Annotated in this window: 18 protein-coding genes and 1 other RNA gene; 6 read left to right on the top strand and 13 right to left on the bottom strand. The window is 30.8% G+C overall.

What is annotated here, in order from left to right; all coding sequences use genetic code 11:
- Window positions 1–2 precede the first annotated feature (2 nt).
- The 10 genes from AMN84_RS00190 to hflK all read right to left on the bottom strand — a co-directional run bounded on the left by AMN84_RS00190 (window position 3) and on the right by hflK (window position 10,577).
- Window positions 3–1,037, bottom strand: coding sequence for a rod shape-determining protein (locus tag AMN84_RS00190; RefSeq protein WP_075482288.1), 1,035 nt, complete (start codon window positions 1,035–1,037; stop codon window positions 3–5).
- The gene (locus AMN84_RS00185; protein WP_075482286.1) at window positions 1,038–2,612 is read right to left on the bottom strand and encodes a 2-isopropylmalate synthase; all 1,575 of its coding nucleotides are present in this window, start codon (window positions 2,610–2,612) and stop codon (window positions 1,038–1,040) included.
- An 89-nt stretch (window positions 2,613–2,701) separates the two neighbouring features.
- The gene (gene ilvC, locus AMN84_RS00180; protein ID WP_075482284.1) at window positions 2,702–3,724 is read right to left on the bottom strand and encodes a ketol-acid reductoisomerase; all 1,023 of its coding nucleotides are present in this window, start codon (window positions 3,722–3,724) and stop codon (window positions 2,702–2,704) included.
- 15 nt (window positions 3,725–3,739) lie between these two features.
- Window positions 3,740–4,288 (bottom strand): acetolactate synthase small subunit, encoded by a 549-nt coding sequence (ilvN, locus tag AMN84_RS00175; RefSeq protein WP_075482282.1) that lies wholly within the window; start codon window positions 4,286–4,288, stop codon window positions 3,740–3,742.
- Window positions 4,288–6,054: an acetolactate synthase 3 large subunit gene (locus tag AMN84_RS00170; RefSeq protein WP_075482280.1), complete on the bottom strand. Its 1,767-nt coding sequence runs from the start codon at window positions 6,052–6,054 to the stop codon at window positions 4,288–4,290. The genes ilvN and AMN84_RS00170 overlap by 1 nt, the downstream gene beginning before the upstream one ends.
- Before the next feature lie 49 nt (window positions 6,055–6,103).
- Complete coding sequence (gene miaA, locus AMN84_RS00165) at window positions 6,104–7,015, bottom strand: tRNA (adenosine(37)-N6)-dimethylallyltransferase MiaA (protein ID WP_075482278.1); 912 nt, start codon at window positions 7,013–7,015, stop codon at window positions 6,104–6,106.
- A gap of 1 nt (window position 7,016) precedes the next feature.
- Complete coding sequence (locus AMN84_RS00160; RefSeq protein ID WP_075482276.1) at window positions 7,017–8,414, bottom strand: Do family serine endopeptidase; 1,398 nt, start codon at window positions 8,412–8,414, stop codon at window positions 7,017–7,019.
- A gap of 5 nt (window positions 8,415–8,419) precedes the next feature.
- On the bottom strand, window positions 8,420–8,605 hold the full coding sequence (locus AMN84_RS00155) for a DUF2065 domain-containing protein (RefSeq protein ID WP_075482274.1): 186 nt from the start codon (window positions 8,603–8,605) through the stop codon (window positions 8,420–8,422).
- 4 nt (window positions 8,606–8,609) lie between these two features.
- Window positions 8,610–9,476, bottom strand: a complete 867-nt coding sequence (gene hflC / locus AMN84_RS00150; protein WP_075482272.1) for a protease modulator HflC — start codon at window positions 9,474–9,476, stop codon at window positions 8,610–8,612.
- Window positions 9,477–10,577, bottom strand: a complete 1,101-nt coding sequence (gene hflK, locus AMN84_RS00145) for an FtsH protease activity modulator HflK (protein WP_075482270.1) — start codon at window positions 10,575–10,577, stop codon at window positions 9,477–9,479.
- An 82-nt stretch (window positions 10,578–10,659) separates the two neighbouring features.
- On the opposite strand from hflK, the gene AMN84_RS00140 reads away from it, so the two are divergent.
- A complete protein-coding gene (locus AMN84_RS00140) occupies window positions 10,660–11,451 on the top strand; it encodes an Mrp/NBP35 family ATP-binding protein (protein WP_075482268.1) in 792 nt (263 codons plus the stop codon).
- 10 nt (window positions 11,452–11,461) lie between these two features.
- On the opposite strand, the gene AMN84_RS04945 is transcribed toward AMN84_RS00140, so the two are convergent.
- Together AMN84_RS04945 and thyX are read right to left on the bottom strand one after the other, a co-directional pair.
- Window positions 11,462–12,850, bottom strand: coding sequence for an HAD-IA family hydrolase (locus tag AMN84_RS04945; RefSeq protein ID WP_082254938.1), 1,389 nt, complete (start codon window positions 12,848–12,850; stop codon window positions 11,462–11,464).
- A 9-nt stretch (window positions 12,851–12,859) separates the two neighbouring features.
- Window positions 12,860–13,810: an FAD-dependent thymidylate synthase gene (gene thyX / locus AMN84_RS00125; protein WP_075482266.1), complete on the bottom strand. Its 951-nt coding sequence runs from the start codon at window positions 13,808–13,810 to the stop codon at window positions 12,860–12,862.
- 5 nt (window positions 13,811–13,815) lie between these two features.
- Between thyX and ssrA the strand changes: the two genes are divergently transcribed.
- The 5 genes from ssrA to AMN84_RS00100 all read left to right on the top strand — a co-directional run bounded on the left by ssrA (window position 13,816) and on the right by AMN84_RS00100 (window position 17,279).
- Window positions 13,816–14,112, top strand: a transfer-messenger RNA (tmRNA) gene (ssrA, locus tag AMN84_RS00120).
- A 4-nt stretch (window positions 14,113–14,116) separates the two neighbouring features.
- Window positions 14,117–14,809 (top strand): formyltransferase family protein, encoded by a 693-nt coding sequence (locus AMN84_RS04940; RefSeq protein WP_082254942.1) that lies wholly within the window; start codon window positions 14,117–14,119, stop codon window positions 14,807–14,809.
- Window positions 14,806–15,714: a polysaccharide deacetylase family protein gene (locus tag AMN84_RS00110; RefSeq protein ID WP_075482264.1), complete on the top strand. Its 909-nt coding sequence runs from the start codon at window positions 14,806–14,808 to the stop codon at window positions 15,712–15,714. Before AMN84_RS04940 ends, AMN84_RS00110 begins: the two co-directional genes overlap by 4 nt.
- A 20-nt stretch (window positions 15,715–15,734) precedes the next feature.
- Complete coding sequence (locus tag AMN84_RS00105) at window positions 15,735–16,598, top strand: FkbM family methyltransferase (RefSeq protein ID WP_075482262.1); 864 nt, start codon at window positions 15,735–15,737, stop codon at window positions 16,596–16,598.
- A 3-nt stretch (window positions 16,599–16,601) separates the two neighbouring features.
- Complete coding sequence (locus AMN84_RS00100; RefSeq protein WP_075482260.1) at window positions 16,602–17,279, top strand: FkbM family methyltransferase; 678 nt, start codon at window positions 16,602–16,604, stop codon at window positions 17,277–17,279.
- Window positions 17,280–17,284: 5 nt separating this feature from the next.
- Here the strand turns inward: AMN84_RS00100 and AMN84_RS00095 are convergent, their stop codons facing one another.
- Window positions 17,285–17,656 (bottom strand): pyrophosphohydrolase domain-containing protein, encoded by a 372-nt coding sequence (locus tag AMN84_RS00095; protein WP_075482258.1) that lies wholly within the window; start codon window positions 17,654–17,656, stop codon window positions 17,285–17,287.
- Window positions 17,657–17,663: the final 7 nt, after the last annotated feature.

The raw sequence follows: 17,663 nt of genomic DNA, 5'->3' as shown, positions 1-17,663 counted from the left end.
TTTTAATATTCAGATAATACAGTAGAGAATATTTCCTCTTGTTCCAATGCCTTCCCGGTTCCGATTGCAACACAAGCTAAAGGATCATCTGCAATATGAACTGGTAGACCAGTCTCTTTGGATAATCTTTTATCAATGTTCTTTAATAATGCACCGCCTCCAGTTAAAGTTAAACCCATATCAACCAAGTCTGCTGATAATTCAGGTGGTGTGTTTTCTAAAGCATCTTTAATTCCATTAATCATTTCTCTTAAAATGGGATTTAAAGCCTCAACAGAGTCCTCTTCGGTAATACCTACTTCCTTAGGTGTTCCTGATCTTAAATCTCTACCTTTTACAGCATAAGTATTATTATTAGTTGCAATCGCTGTACCAATTTCTTTTTTTATTTTTTCTGCAGTACTATCACCAATCATTAAATTATATTCTTTCCTCATATAATTCGCGAATGCGCCGTCCATTGCATCACCTGCTACTCTTAAAGAATTTGAATACACAACTCCACCAAGAGACATAACTGCGATTTCTGTTGTACCACCACCTATATCAATTACCATTGACCCTGTTGCTTCTGATATTGGTAGGCCCGCACCGATAGCAGCTGCTATTGGTTCCTCAATTAATTGAACACGTCTTGCACCTGCTGCGAGAGCGCTGTCTTGAATTGCTTTTCTCTCAACTGGTGTTGAACCTGTCGGTACACAAATTAAAATTCTTGGGTTTGCAAAAGAACTTCTTTTATGAACTTTTTTAATAAAATGTTTAATCATTTCTTCTGTAACAATAAAATCAGCGATAACCCCATCTCTTAAAGGTCTTATAGCTTGAATATTTCCTGGAGTTCTACCTAACATCGTTTTTGCTTCATCACCTACAGCAAGAACTGATTTTTTACCTTTGTTATCTACAACAGCTACAACTGATGGCTCATTTAAAACAACTCCTTGCCCTTTTAAAACTACAAGAGTGTTTGCTGTTCCTAAATCGATTGCCATATCCTGGCTCCATATTTGTGTTAGCTTACCTAATATTGACATTTAAATTCCTTTTACTTTTTGGTGTTTAATACTTTCGTTCATAGCTTTTTTCTCTCGCTTTATTAACATTTTATTCAGAGCATTCAAGTAAGCATTTGCTGAGGCAACTAGTGTATCAGTATCTGCAGATTGTCCAACAGTAGATCTATCATTTTCCTCAATCTTGACACTCACTGTTGCTTGAGCGTCAGTCCCTTCTGTTACAGCATGGACTTGATACAATAAAAGTTTCATGTCATGAGGATATAGCGCTTTGATACACTTAAATGTCGCATCAACAGGGCCGTCTCCTGTCTGTGAAGTTTTTTTAATTTCGCCAAAGACATCCAGTGTCATCTCAGCTTTTTGGGGTTCACCAGTACCTGCAAAAACCTTCAACGATTTTAGGTTGATCGCGTTTATTTTATTATCAATAATTAAGCTATCATCTACTAAAGCAATTATATCTTCATCATAAACGTGCTTTTTCTTATCGGCTAAAACTTTAAATTTTCCAAATGCTGCTTGTACAACATCATCTGTTAAGTCTGAATATCCTAAATCATTTAACTTATCTTTAAACGCATGTCTTCCAGAGTGTTTACCCATTACTAAAGATGTTTTTTTAACACCGACACTTTCTGGTGTCATAATTTCATATGTTTCTCTATTTTTTAACATTCCATCTTGATGAATTCCTGACTCATGTGCAAAAGCATTTTTACCAACTATCGCTTTATTAAATTGAACTGGAAATCCAGTTGCGTTTGAAACTATCTTTGAAGCTTTGCTTATAAGTTCTGTTTTAATTCCTGTTTCATAAGGCATTAAATCATTTCTTGTTTTGATAGCCATTACAATTTCTTCCAAAGCAGCGTTACCTGCTCTTTCTCCAATTCCATTGATAGTACATTCAATTTGTCTTACACCTGCTGACAATCCTGCTAAAGCATTTGCAACTGCTAAACCTAAATCATTATGGCAATGTGCTGATATAATTGCTTTATCAATGTTTGGTACGTTGTTTTTTATATGTGTTATTGTTCGCGCAAATTCCTCAGGAATTGAATACCCAACGGTATCAGGTATATTAATTGTAGTCGCACCACATTTAATTGCTAGCTCGATAGTTTTACACATAAAATCTAAATCTGTTCTAGTTCCATCTTCACAAGACCACTCTACATCGTTAGTAAACTTTCTTGCGTAAGTTACACTTTCTTTAATTGCGTCTAAAACTTGGTCGTTAGTCATATCAAGTTTATGCTTCATATGAACTGGACTAGTGGAGATAAAAGTATGAATTCTAAATCTTTTTGCAAACTTAAGTGACTCATGACAAGCATCTATATCTTTTTTTAATGCTCTTGATAAACCGCACGGTATAGAATTCTTCACACTTTTACTTATTTCCGAAACTGCTTCAAAATCACCAGGAGACGAAATTGGAAATCCTGCCTCAATTATATCAATTCCCATCTCATCAAATACTCTTGAAATTTGAATTTTTTCTTCAACACTCATTGAAGCCCCAGGTGATTGCTCACCGTCTCTCATTGTCGTGTCAAAAATATAAACTTTTTCTTTGTCGCTCATAAAATAATAAATTTAATTATAAAGATAATACATTCTCTAGCACAGATTGCAAAATAAAAGAGTTAAACTTGTTATTTATTAGTTCTAAATTAATTCTTATCGCTATCTACTAGTTTCTTTTTTGAAATCCAAGGCATCATAGCTCTTAATTTAGCACCTACTTTTTCAACTGGATGTTCAGCAAGTTTCTCTCTTGTTTTAAGAAAATTTTTCTGGCCATTTTTGCATTCATCCATCCACTGCTTGGTAAATTTACCTGATTGAATATCTTGAAGAACTTCTTTCATTCTTTTTTTTGTTTCCTCTTTATTAATGATCCTTGGACCAGACATATACTCCCCATACTCAGCAGTATTAGAAATTGAATAATTCATATTTGCAATTCCACCTTCATAAATTAAATCTACAATCAATTTTACTTCGTGAACAGTTTCAAAGTACGCCATCTCAGGTTCATAGCCAGCTTCAACCAGAGTTTCATAACCATTTTTTATTAGTTCAACTAATCCCCCACATAAAACAGTTTGCTCTCCAAATAAATCTGTTTCTACTTCATCTTTAAATGTTGTTTCAATAATACCAGATCGACCTCCACCAATTGCAGAAGCATATGACATAGCTAAATCTCTAGCTTTACCTGATCCATTTTGATGAACTGCAAAAAGACATGGAACTCCGCCTCCTTTTTCGAATTCACTTCTAACCAAATGTCCTGGGCCTTTTGGTGCAACCATAAAAACATCTAAATCTTTTCTAGCTTTAATTAAATCATAATGAACATTTAACCCATGAGCAAAAGCAATTGAAGTTCCCTCTTTTACTCTTTGTTCAATGTGATTTTTATAAATCGATGCTTGAAGTTCATCGGGTGTTAAAACCATAATCACGTCTGCCCATTCAGCAGCATCAGATAAATTCATAACTTTTAAACCTTTGGATTCAGCTTTTGCTTTGCTAGCAGAACCATCTCTTAGTGCTACGACGACCTCTTTAACCCCGCTATCTTTTAAGTTTAAGGCATGAGCATGTCCTTGGCTACCATACCCGAAAATAGCAATTTTCTTATTCTTAATTAGATTTGGATCAGTATCTTTTTCATAAAACATCTTCATAATATTCTCCTTAAATTATTTAAAAACTTCAGCCCCTCTAGTCATTGCTACAGCACCAGTTCTCGATACACTCACTAGACCAGTCTTTTTAAGATCATTCATTATAGTATCTATCTCTCTTCTTAAAGCAGTTATTTGTATTACCACTGATTTATTTGTTTTATCTAATACAACAGGATTAAATTTTTTGCAAAACTTAATAGCTTTATTTCTTTTTACGTTGTTTCCAACAATCTTTAGCAAAGCCATTTCTTTAAAAATGATTTTTTTATCACCTCTCATAAAATCAGCAACTTTATGAACAGGTACTAATTTTCCTAATTGGAGTTTAATCTGTTCTATTACTTGTGGTGTTCCTGTTGTGACTATCGTAATTCTTGAAATATTTAATTTTGGATCTACTTCAGCAACTGCTAAAGACTCGATATTGTAACCTCTCCCAGAAAATAAACCCACAACTCTTGCTAAAACACCTGCCTCATTATCGACCCAAACAACAATAACATGTGTATCATTTTTTTGTTTTTTTCCAGGGATACTGTAAGCTGATTTAGGTTTCGACATTAAACTAAAGTTTTTCCTTTTCCAGTAATCTTATTTTCTTTTTGATCATTTGGACCTAATAACATTTGGTTATGTGGTTTACCAGATGGTATCATTGGAAAACAATTTTCTTCTTTGTCAACTAGACAATCAAAAATAACTGGTTTGTTTACGTTTATCATTTCTTTAATTTTTTCATCAAGTTCGTCAGGAGTTTTGGCCCTTATACCAACACATCCATAAGCTTCAGCTAGTTTTACAAAATCTGGAAGCGCTGCAGTGTAACTTTCTGAATAATTTTTTTCGTGAAGAAGTTCCTGCCATTGTCTTACCATTCCCATATACTCGTTGTTTAAAATAAAAATTTTAATAGGTAAATTATACTGAACTGCTGTAGACATCTCTTGTATTGTCATTAACACAGAGGCCTCTCCTGCTATATCAACCACTAATTTATCAGGATGTGCAATTTGAACGCCAACTGCTGCGGGCAAACCGTATCCCATTGTTCCCAAACCTCCAGACGTCATCCATCTGTTTGGTTTATTAAATTTATAATGTTGCGCTGCCCACATTTGATGTTGGCCTACTTCAGTGGTTATATAAGTATCTTTTTCTTTTGTAAGTTCATATAATCTTTGAATAGCGTGTTGTGGTTTTATAGTTTTATCACTGTTTATAAAATTAAGTGAGTTGACTGATCTCCATTCAGAAATTTTCTCCCACCATTTCGAAGTTTTTTCTTTATTAGAGCTTGCAAAATTCGGATTCTTTTTCTTTAAAGTCTTTATTACCAAAAGCATCACCTCAGAAACATCACCGACGATTGGTAAATCAACTTTTACATTTTTATTGATAGATGATGGATCGATATCTATATGAACTTTTTTCGATTTTGGTGAAAACTCATCTATCTTTCCAGTTATTCTATCATCGAATCTCGCGCCAATGTTAATCATCAAATCACAATCATGCATTGCATTGTTTGCTTCATAAGTTCCGTGCATACCAAGCATACCTAAAAATTGATTGTCATCACCAGGATATGATCCTAAGCCCTGCAAAGTAGAAGTTATTGGAAAACCTGTGAGTGATACGAGTTCTCTTAATAACTCGCTAGCCTTTGGCCCAGAATTAATTACACCTCCGCCAGTATATAATATTGGTCTTGATGAATTTATCATTAACTTTACAAGTTGATCAATTTCACTTTGATTAAATTTGTTATGAATTTTACCGTTTAGTTTTTTTCTTTTGATTGAACCAACATATTTTGTTTTTTGAAACTGAATATCTTTTGGTATATCAACTAGAACTGGTCCTGGTCTTCCTGTTGTGGCAACTTCAAAAGCCTTATGTATGATTTTTGACAAGTCCTTAACATCCTTTACAAGCCAATTATGTTTTGTGCATGGTCTTGTTATTCCTGTTGTGTCACACTCTTGAAACGCATCTGTACCAATTAAATGAGTAGGAACTTGTCCAGATATACAAACTAACGGTATAGAGTCCATGTATGCATCTGTCAAAGCAGTAACGGCATTAGTTGCACCTGGTCCAGAAGTAACTAATACAACACCAGGCTTTCCCGAGGATCTTGCATAACCTTCTGCTGCATGTCCCGCACCTTGTTCATGTCTTACTAAAATATGTTTTATACTTTCGTGATTTTTTAATTCATCATAAATTGGAAGAACCGCACCACCAGGATAACCAAATATATATTCTACATCTTGATCCTCAAGACATTTGAAAACAATTTCTGCACCTGAATATAATTTAGACATTTGGCCAATCTAGCTGAAGTTGAGCTAATTGGTCAAGTTTTAGCAGAAATTATTTTAAAATTTTTTTGAATGGATTTTTTGATTTTGGATCAATTTTGTGCCAATTAATCATATGACCTCGAGACCAAGTACTCTGTCTTTTGGCGTATTGTCTAGTTTTTATTAATATCTGTTCTTTAATATCGTTCAATTCAGCTTTTTTACTTAAAAAAGTGTTTATCTCTTTAATACCAATCACATGATTAACGCTATTCAGTTTGTTAATTTTAATGAGATTAAATTTCTTTACTTCTTTTATGGCTCCTAAATCAAACATCCTATCTATTCTTTTTTTAATATTCTTTATTAATTTGTCTCTTGGATAATCCACATAAGTCATCACAAACTCATTCTTATCAAAAAAGGTCTTTGTTTCTTTAAACCATTTGTATAATGATTTTTTTGTAAGCTTTTTAACTTCGTACGCTCTAATTGATCTATTAACATCATTTGAATTAACAAATTTTTTAGAGACAGGATCTAATTTGACTAATTTTTTATAAAATTGCTTTTGGCCCAATTTTTTATGAAGCTTAAGTATCTTGTTTTTTTCTGAAGGTTTGAACTTTGGAATGCTTACTAATCCATCCACTAAAGCTTTAAAATAGAGGCCAGTTCCACCAACAATAATTGGAGTTTTATTCTTTTTTCTAATTAGATTAATTATTTTGATACACTTTTTAAGCCATTGGCCAGTCGAAAATCTTTTCCGCACATCAATGATGCCAAATAAATGGTGTTTAATAGTTTTTTGATCTTTTTCTGAAGGTCTTGCTGTTAGAATTTTAAGTTGTTTATAAACTTGCATGCTGTCTGCATTAACAATTTCTCCATTGATTTTTTTCGCTAGGTTGATTGCTATTTTTGATTTTCCAGAGGCTGTAGGACCAGCAATAAGAATGATTTTGGACTTGTAGTCCATGTTATTTTAGTTTGACACCTATATATCTTTTTTGATTTTGATCATTAATCACAGCTATTAAAATTGTTTTACTTGATGTTTTTAAAGCTGCATTTACTAAATTATTTAGTTCAGTTGGACTCTTAATATTTCTTTTTTGAGCTTCAACTATTAAATCACCAACTTTTAAATAGTTTATAGGACTTTCGGTATCTATCTTTGTGATCACAACTCCAGTTGTATTTAATGGAATTTTTTTCTCAACTAAATCATCTCTTGTTATTTTTCTTACTTCAATTTTTAATCCATCTATGAAAGTCGTTTTAGGTTTTGTTGGTTTTTCTGCTTTAAAATCCTCAGAAGTTTCTAATCTACCTAACGTAATTTTTTTTGTAATTTCTTTTTTATTTCTCCAAACTTTAACATTTACAACCTTTCCGACTTTTGTTTGTGCAACAATTAAAGGAAGTTCTTGCATCTCATTAATCTTTTTTCCGTCAAATTCTAGAATTATATCACCATCCTTTATCCCGGCTTTATCTGATGGACTGCCCGGCGCAACACTTGCAACTAATGCACCTCTTGCTTTTTTCAATTTTTCTACATCAGCTATTTCTTTTGTAACTGTTTGAATTCTTACCCCTAACCAACCTCTTTTTGTTTCACCAAATTCTAAAAGTTGATCTATTACTAATTTCGCACTGTTTGATGGTATAGCAAATCCAATACCGATGGATCCTGATTGACCTAATATAGCAGTATTAATTCCTACCACTTCTCCTTTCATGTTAAATAGCGGACCTCCAGAATTTCCTGAGTTTATAGATGCATCAGTTTGAATAAAATCTTCATAACGTGCCATACCAATATTTCTATTTCTTGCTGAAACTATTCCTGCGGTAACTGTTCCACCTAATCCAAATGGATTTCCAATTGCTATGACCCAATCTCCAATTCTTGCAGTATCTGAATTTCCAAATTTTACTGTTTCAAATTTATCATCAGTAATAATTTGTAAAACCGCAACATCAGACAAAGGATCGGTTCCTAAAATTTTTGCTTTATATTCCTTATTCTCATTTGTTCTAATAAATATATCTTCTGCGCCTTGAATTACGTGGTTATTAGTAATAACAATTCCTTTTTTATCAATTATAAAACCTGAGCCTAGTGCGCTTGATTTTCTTTTTTGAGGTGTTCCAAACTCTTTAAACATGTCTTCAAAAGGTGATCCTGGCGGGAATTCAAATGGAAAAGGATTTACGTTTTTAACAACAGTTGTAGATGTTGAAATGTTTACAACGGCAGGCATTAACTTTTCAGTTAAATCAGCAAATGAAGCAGGTCTTTCTTGTGAAATTGCTGAGTGACTGAAAAATATAAAAACTATAATTGAAAATATTGATCTGAGAGCCCTCATTATCGTTATCCTTTAATAAACCATATAATAAAGAAACCAATTAAAGCGAATATAATTCCACCTGATCTTAATTGTTTATCATTAACCATTTTTAGTTTTTCTAACATACTTTTCATTTTTGAAGGAAATAAGGCATAAAGAATTCCCTCAATAAAGAGAAATAAACCGAAAGCGACAATTAAGTCGTCCATTTTACTAATTTTTAATTTGTGCTTTTACGTTTCCAAAGAATTTGAAAAATTCACTGTCAGGTGACATTATAAGAGAGGTTTCACCACCTATTAATGCTCTTTCATAAGCTTGCATAGCTCTATAGAAAGCGAAGAATTCTGCATCTTTTCCAAAAGCATCAGCGAATATTTTATTACGCTGACCATCACCTTCACCCTTCATGATCTCTGATTTTTTTTGAGCCTCTGCAAGAATAACTGTAACTTCTTTATCAGCTGTAGAAGTAATTGTTACAGCCATCTCTGCTCCTTTTGCTCTAAACTCTTTTGCTTCCCTCTCCCTTTCGGTTTGCATTCTTCTATAAATTGCATCACTGTTTGCTTGTGGTAAGTCTGCTCTTTTAATTCTTACATCAACTATTTTTATACCAAAGTTTTGTGCTTCATTATTAACTCCTTCTTGAATAAGAGCCATTTGTTTATTTCTATCTTCAGATAATAAAGTTTGAAGTTCTTGAGTACCTAAAACACTTCTTATTCTTGAGTTAATAATTGTTGATAATCTTGATCTAGCAACTCTTTCATTTCCAACAGAAATATAAAATTTTAATGGATCCACAATTTGAAATCTTGCAAATGCATCAACGATTAATCTTTTTTGATCTGATGCAATTACCTCTTCTGGTGGAGCATCTAAATTTAAAATTCTTTTATCTAAAAATACAACGTTTTGTATAAACGGTAATTTAAAATTTAAACCAGGTTTAAGTATAATTCTTTTTGGATCACCAAACTGAAGTACTATCGCTTGGTTTACTTCTTTTACAATAAAAATTGAAAAGAATACTGTCAAAGCTAGAACACCAATTATTGGAAGAATAATTTTTTTCATTTAATTTGTTTTCTTTTTTAATTCTGGAAGTGGCAAGTAAGGAACAACTCCTGATCCTGCATTCTTCTCTATTATTACTTTATCTATATCTGCTAAAACTTTTTCCATCGTTTCAAGATACATACGTTCTTGTGTAACTTGTTTTGCATTTTTGTACTCATTAAAAATTGCGGTAAATCTACTTGCTTCACCCTCTGCTTTTGCAACAACCTCTTTTTTATACGCTTCAGCAGCTTGTAAGATTTTTTCAGCTTCACCCCGTGCTCTTGGGATTACATCATTAGCATAAGCTTCAGCTTCGTTTTTTGATCTTTCCATGTCAGCTCTTGCAGCCTGAACATCTCTGAACGCATCAATTACTTGATCTGGTGGGTCTGCTTTTTGCGTTTGTACCTGTGTTATTTGAATTCCGCTTTGATATTCATCTAAAATATTTTGTATAATCTCACTTGCATCAATCTCTATTTGTGACCTTCCTTCAGTCAAAATTGGTTGAATGTCACTTCTAGCTATTACTTCTCTCATTGCTGTTTCTGCTGCAGCTTTTACCGTTCCCTCAGGATCTTGTATCTTAAATAAAAAATTTCCAGCATCTTTTATTACCCAAAAAACAGAAAAGTCTATGTTTACAATATTTTCATCTCCAGTTAACATTAAACTCTCTTCGGGAACATCAGCTACAACACCTGATGTAAAACCTGTATCTCTTTCTGATCTAAAACCAATATCAATTCTATTAACTTTTGTTACTTTGGGAGTTAAAACACTCTCCACTGGAAAAGGAATATGATAATTTAATCCAGGTTGTGTTGTTGAAACAAATTTACCAAATCTTAAAACTACACCTTGTTCATCTGGTAAAACTCTGTAAAGTCCGCTCAGTGCCCACACAATAACCAAAATTGTAAGTCCAAAAATAATTGGTTTTCCTCCACCTGAAGCTCCCCCAGGTAGAAATTTATTTATTTTATCTTGAAGATTTTTTATTAATTCATCTATATTCGGTGGAGTTGGACCTCTTCTTCCAGATCCATTTCCTGAACCTCCTCCAGGGGGTGATCCCCATGGACTTCCACCTCTACCTCTAAAATCATCGACCATGACAATGTATATAGTGTCTTTAATGTGAAAAACAAGTTAAGTATGTTAAAACTTCCATATAAATAGTGGACTTAATGAAGCAATGATTGAAAAAACAAGAGCAAAAACCTTTACTAAAAACCCGATTATAGGCACTAAATTCACAATAGCAGTATCAAGCGCGAAAGGTGGAGTAGGCAAATCTACTTTTGCATCGAATCTTGCATTAGCTTTGAACAAACAAGGATGTAAAGTTGGTTTGTTAGATGCTGATATTTATGGACCATCTTTACCAAAGTTGTTTGATATAAATCAAAAACCTGAAAGTGATGGTCAAAACTTAATTCCAATAAACAAATACGACATCCAATGTATGTCAATTGGTTTTTTAACTGACGAACAAACTCCTATGATTTGGAGAGGACCAATGGTCACTAGCGCAATTAAAACATTTACACAAAAAGTTGCTTGGAAAAATTTGGATTTTATAATTGTAGATATGCCTCCGGGGACTGGTGATACACAACTTACTTTTTCACAAGAAGTTAAAATGGATGGTGTCATTATTGTTTCTACACCACAGGAATTAGCCCTTCAAGATGTAAAAAGGGGAATAAAAATGTTTGATAAACTAGGAACTAAAATTTTAGGTTTAATTGATAATATGAGTTTTTTTTTAGGAGATGATGGAAAAAAATATAATATTTTTGGTGAAGGAGCGGTAAAAAGAACTGCGGATGAATTTGATAAAGAATTTTTAGGAGAAATACCAATTAGTCCTGAAGTTGGAAAACAGGGTGACATTGGAATTCCAATTGTTCAAGGATTGCCAGATCATTTAATCTCAAAAATTTATCTAAAATTAGCTGAAAAAATAAAAAAAATATATTTTTAAAAAAATAACATCATCCAATCTCATTTTTTTTTTCATAATATTTAAGGTAGTAATCTAAATCTTCTGGAGTTCCCAAGCCCCACATATTTTCAACATCAGAAATTTTGATTATCTTTTTATCTTTTATTGCTTCATTAAAAACTGGACAAACATAAAACTCATTATTGACCCTTATATCATTTTTTATCATTTGCTCTGCATATTTTACAAAATCATCTCCCCTCCTCCAGTAATACACTCCAACCGTTGCATGGTTTGAAATAACTTTCTTTTCTGCTACCTCTGTTACAACGTTATTGTTATCAACTTTTGCATAAGACCATTTTGGATGAATTGCGTTAAATGTTAAAATACCACCATCAATTTTTTTTGTTGAAAAATTATACATTGTTTCAGATGGACTCCACTCTATAAACTGATCAGAATTAGCAATTACAAGTGGTTTATTATTATTAATAAACTTTTTTGCTAACAAAACCGTGCATGCAGCTCCTTCAGTTAGTTTATCAATAGCAATAATTTTGCAATTTGGAGCCATCATATTCAATAAGCCTTTAATGTTATATTTTTCAATGTGCTCCCTCCTAACGATAAAAATAAAATTTCCTTTCAGACCTAGGCTCTCAACAATTAATTGTATCATTGGTTTTTTATGAACTTCAATCATTGGTTTTGGAAAAGTATAACCAGCTTTAACAAACCTGCTCCCTTCACCAGCCATAGGTATAACAATGTTAAGTTCATCATCATCCCAGTTATCTATTTTTTTTGAAAATTCTGATTTTTTATTATTTATAAAATTTATAATATTTTTATAACTTACATCGCCTAAAGATTTTATTGGCATTAATTTTGCTCCAGCCTCTTTTGCAGAAATTCTACCATTATGAGAATCCTCTAAAATCAGAGTATTCTTAGGCTTGCTTGACAGATTTATCATACATCTCAAATAAATTTCTGGGTGAGGTTTTGGATTTTTAATTTTTTCAGTTGAAATTCTATAATCAACAAATTTTTGAATTCTTAGTTTTTTTATTGCAATTTTTAAAGTTTCATCTATCGCATTTGTCGCTATTGCAATTTTATATTTTTTTGAAAGTTTTTGAAAAATAGAAAATATTTCCTTGTCAAATTGTAGGTTTTTTTCAAGCAACTTTCTTGTATATCTATTCTTTAATAGTTTAATTTTTTTGTTAAGTTTTTTTGGTACAAGTTTTTTTTTATTTAAAATCTGTAATTTAGTTATAGTAGGTAAACCATCATAAGTTTTTAAATGATCCTCATAACTAATTTGATATTTTATTTTATTATCACTTATCGCTCTATTTAAAGCTTCAAAATGAAGGTTTTTGGAGTTAATTAGTACACCATCAAGATCAAATATTATTGTATCAATCATTGCAAAATTTTAGTTAATGAAGTGGTCTTTTAATCCAAAAGACTGCATCAACTCATTCCACTCTCGCTTTGAAAGTCCAGAGTTTTCAATATCAATTTTTTCCCCATTAATTAATTTTTTTAAAATAACTTTTCCTTTCAACGATACTTCAGTTCCACCAACTCTATAATCCATAAAAGCATCATGTGTAATTGGAACCCATTTTTTTAATGTATCCATCATTACATCTGCATACGCTCTGATCTCATATTGCGCATGATGATCAGCCCTTAACCTTAAAAAATTCATTAAATTTAATAGGTCAGTTTTCCAATACCATTGAGTATAAGTATTTAATGTTAAATTCATTCTAGCAAGTTCTCTTGCTAGCCCAGGTTTATTCTCGTCAATTTTTGAGCCATCGTACCTTTCATTTAACATAGACTCATAATTCTGATAAGTTTTTTCAGCATCATTCTTCAACAAATCTAAAACTTTTTTTGCTTGATCACCCTTAAGAACTTCTCCTCTACCTTGTCTGTTATTTGTTGACTGTGCAGCTAGATGTTCTCCTTTTGGTAAATAAAACTCTTTGTCTAAAATTGAATATCTTGCAGAATATTCATTTACATTTGCTGTTCTATGTCTGATCCACTGTCTAGCGATAAAAATTGGTAACTTAACATGATATTTTATTTCACACATTTCAAAAGGCGTGCTGTGCCAGTGTCTCATTAAGTATTTTATTAAACCACTGTCTGTAGAAACTTTTTTAGTACCTTTTCCATAAGATACTCTTGCAGCCTGGACTATAGATGTGTCATCACCCATATAATCAATTACTCTCACAAAACCGTGGTCTAAAACAGGAATAGCCTCATATAATATTTTTTCAAGATTAGGTGCGGTGACTCTTTTTGTTCTGTTCTCTTGTGACTGCAGGTCTTTTATTTCTTGAGTTTGTTCTTTGGTTAACTTCATGATTTTTTATTGAATCTTGTATTATAACTTTTATATTAATAGTGTTGGTTTTCCAACTATGACGATAAACGAATTTCGTAATAAACATTGCGGACGTGGGGGCAGTACCCACCACCTCCACCATTTACAACTTATGGGGGTGAACTAGGATCGACGAGTGTCTAAAAGCTATTTTTTCGTTCGGAATTGTTCCACCGTGACGGGCTATTTACAATTGCAAATGATAAATTTGCTCTTGCTGCTTAATTAATTTATTAATTAAGTAACGGGGTTTGGGGCACCTGGCAACAGAACGCCCCTTAAAATATGATTGCTTTGTTTACCACATACACAACTCACCACGTCTATTTCGAAAATAAAATTTTTAAGGAATTTAAAGAATTGATTAATATTTGCGAGACCAGCACCTTAAAGCCTAAGTTTTCAACAGAAGTTCAGTTTGAAAAAAAGAGAGACATATATGAAAAAAAAAAATTTTTCCAAAACAAAAAAATGAGTTTTAAAAGTAAAAGTTATTTAGTTAAGAATATTAATGATCAAAATGTAATCAATATACTGAAAATGAACAGGATAAAATTTATAATAGTTTTTGGCACTAGAAAAATTAAGAAAAAAATAATAAATAAATATAAAAATAAAATATTTAATTTACACGGAGGAGATCCGGAAGAATTTAGAGGGTTAGACAGTCATTATTGGTCTATATATCACGAAAATTTTAAACTTTATTCATGCTTACACAAGATAAACACCAAACTTGATGATGGTGATATCATTTTTAAAAAAAAAATAAAGTTAAACAAAAATGTAAAGATACATCAATTAAGATCAATTAATACATTATGTTGTATTTCTATTGTTAAAAATCTTATTAAACTTATTAAGAATAAGAAAAAAATTCCATCCTTAAAACAGAAAAAAATAGGTCGATACTATTCATTTATGCCTAAAGAGATAAAAAAAAATATAGAAAAAAAATTTTTAAGAGAAAATGGATGAAAAAATATTCTAAATTTCTAAAAAAGAAAAGCCTCACAATTTTTCTTTTTCACGGTGTAATCGATAGAAATCCTTTTAAGATCAGAAATTATACGAAAAAACACTTATTAAAAGAAGATTTCATCAAGGTGCTTAACGACTTAGAAACTAAAGGAAGATGTATTTCTTTAGATGAAGTTTATTTAACGATGAAAAAGAAAAAAAAATTTAAAGATTTTTCTTATTGTATAACATTTGATGATGGTTTTTATAATAATTTTAAAATTGCTGCTCCTATATTAAAAAAAAAAAAATTATTTGCTACCTTTTATATTACAACAAACTTTATCGATAAAAATGAAATGAGTTGGATCGATAAAATTGAACAAATGGTTGAAAAAATTAAATTTGTGAAATTAATATATATTTTCAATAAGAAATTCAAAATCCAAAATACTCACAAATCTAAGATAAGGTTTCTAAATTCAGTTCGTAGACATGCAAAAAAATCTAAGACTAATTTTGAACAATTAGTATCAAGTATCAAATCGCAGATTGGATATAATGATAAATTATCTAACTTGAATAATATTCTAGATAAAAAAATGAATTGGTCTCAAGTAAAAAAGCTTAATAAATCAAAATATTTTTCAATAGGTGGTCATACAATAAATCATACTATACTTTCTTTTTTAAATTTTGAAGATGTTAAAAAGGAAATTGCTAATTCTATTTATACTATAAAGAAAAAAACAAATATTAAAGTTGAACACTATAGTTATCCAGAAGGATTGAAACACACATATGGAAAAAGAGAAATTAATTTACTAAAAAAAAATGGAATTAAAATTTGTCCTTCAGCAGAATTTGGTATTAACACAAACAAACAAAACTTATTTAATTTAAAGAGAATTTTTGTAAACTAAGATAAAAAAATAATTTTGAAATGAATGAACCAAACAAACTTAAAAAGTTTATAGATTTGATTAAAAAATTCGAAAAGGATTTATCTTTTAAAATCGCTGAAATCGGAGCTCATCCTTATGGAGATCCAAAAGAAAATTTTCATCAGTTATTGGACTATTTCCCAAATTCAAAAATTTATGCCTTTGAAGTAGATGAAGAAGAATGTAAAAAACTTAATACAACTTGTAAAAAAGGAATAGAATTTTTTCCATTTGCCTTAGGGGAAAAAAAAGAAAAAAGAAAATTTTACCAAACATATCATCCAGTCTGTAGTTCTTTATACGAGCCTAATGAAAAATTAATTCGTAATTATAATAATTTAAATATTGCATACTTAAAAGAAATAACTGAGATAGAAACTATTAGCTTAGATGAATTTTTAAAATTGAATAAAATTGATGATCTTGATTTCATAAAAATTGATATACAAGGCGCAGAATTAGATGTGTTTAAAGGCGCAAATAAAATACTAGATAAAGTTTTAATGATCGTCAGCGAAGTTGAGTTTGTTCACCAGTATATTAATCAACCACTTTTTGGAGACGTAAGCTCGTTTTTAGATGGAAAAGAATTTATGTTTCATAAGTTTTTAGGCTTTGGTGGAAGAACATTGAAACCAGTCATAATGGGAAACAATGAAAATTTTGCCACTCAACAATTTTGGTCTGACGCTATTTTTATAAAAAAAATTAATGATGTTTCAAAAATGGAAAGTTTAAATTTGCTTAAAGCCTCAATTCTATCCTTTATTTATGGGAGTCCAGATTTAACTTTTTTTTATTTAACTGCATATGACAAAAAAAATAAAACTGATATTTCTAATTTGTATCAAAAAATTTATTGAAAAATGAAATTTTTAGAAAAATTTTTTTATTCTTTATCACGGTTCCATCATAAAAGAATAATAAATTATCTGAATAATTTTGACATTCAAACTGTAATTGATGTAGGCGCACATAAAGGAGAGTTTTTAACTTACGCATTAAATCTTAAAACTGTTGATACATTCTATGCTTTTGAGCCGCAAAAAAAAATATTTGCTGATCTGAAGAATAATTTTTTAAAATATAAGAATATATCTTTTATCAATCAAGCAGTTGATAATAAGATTTCAAAAAAAAAAATATATATTAACAATTTAACTATGACATCTACCATGTCTGAATTTAATGAGAGATCTGTCTATTTGAGAATCAAGAATTTTTTAGCAGGAACGAGTCGAAATTACATAGAAGAATACGAAGTTGATACAACATCTATTGATATCTATTTTAAAAATATAAATCTTAAAAAAAGCCTTCTGAAAATTGATGTTGAAGGATTTGAAGCCAACGTTATTGAGGGTAGTAGAAATAAACTGAACGAAGTTTTATTCATAATCGTAGAAAATCAATTTGGAAATCATTATAAAAATAGAGACTTTAATTCGATCAAAAAAATCTTAACTAACACTGGTTTTAGTATTTGTAAAAAATTCAATTTTCCAACAATGCATTATCAAGATGTATTATTTAAAAAAAATTGATAAAGTTATTTTAAAAATTTTTCTAAATTGGGTTTAAAATACTTTGGACCTTTCATAACTTTTCCAATTTGATTATAAATAGGTTTTCCATCCTCACCTAGTTTACTCATATTTGAATTTTGAACTTCATCAAAACATTTGTCTAAATTAATTCCTAGTGCATGTCCTGCGCCGTAAGTTACATAAAGTATGTCAGTTAAAGCATCAGCCACTTCTTTTAAATCTTTATTTTTTAAAGCTGCTTTAAACTCCTCCAACTCTTCTTCGATTAAACTTAATCTTAGATTATTTATCTTTTCTGAGGCAAATCCAGCCGTAGTTTTAACCTCTTGTCCAAAAGTTTTCATAAAAAAACCTACTTTTTCAAAATTCGTCATAATGCTC

The organism is Candidatus Pelagibacter communis (genome assembly GCF_001180105.1).
In the GTDB taxonomy this organism is placed as follows: Bacteria; Pseudomonadota; Alphaproteobacteria; order Pelagibacterales; family Pelagibacteraceae; genus Pelagibacter; species Pelagibacter ubique_K.
The sequence above is the reverse complement of the archived record's forward strand: the minus strand, read 5'-3'. Positions and strand labels throughout refer to the sequence as shown.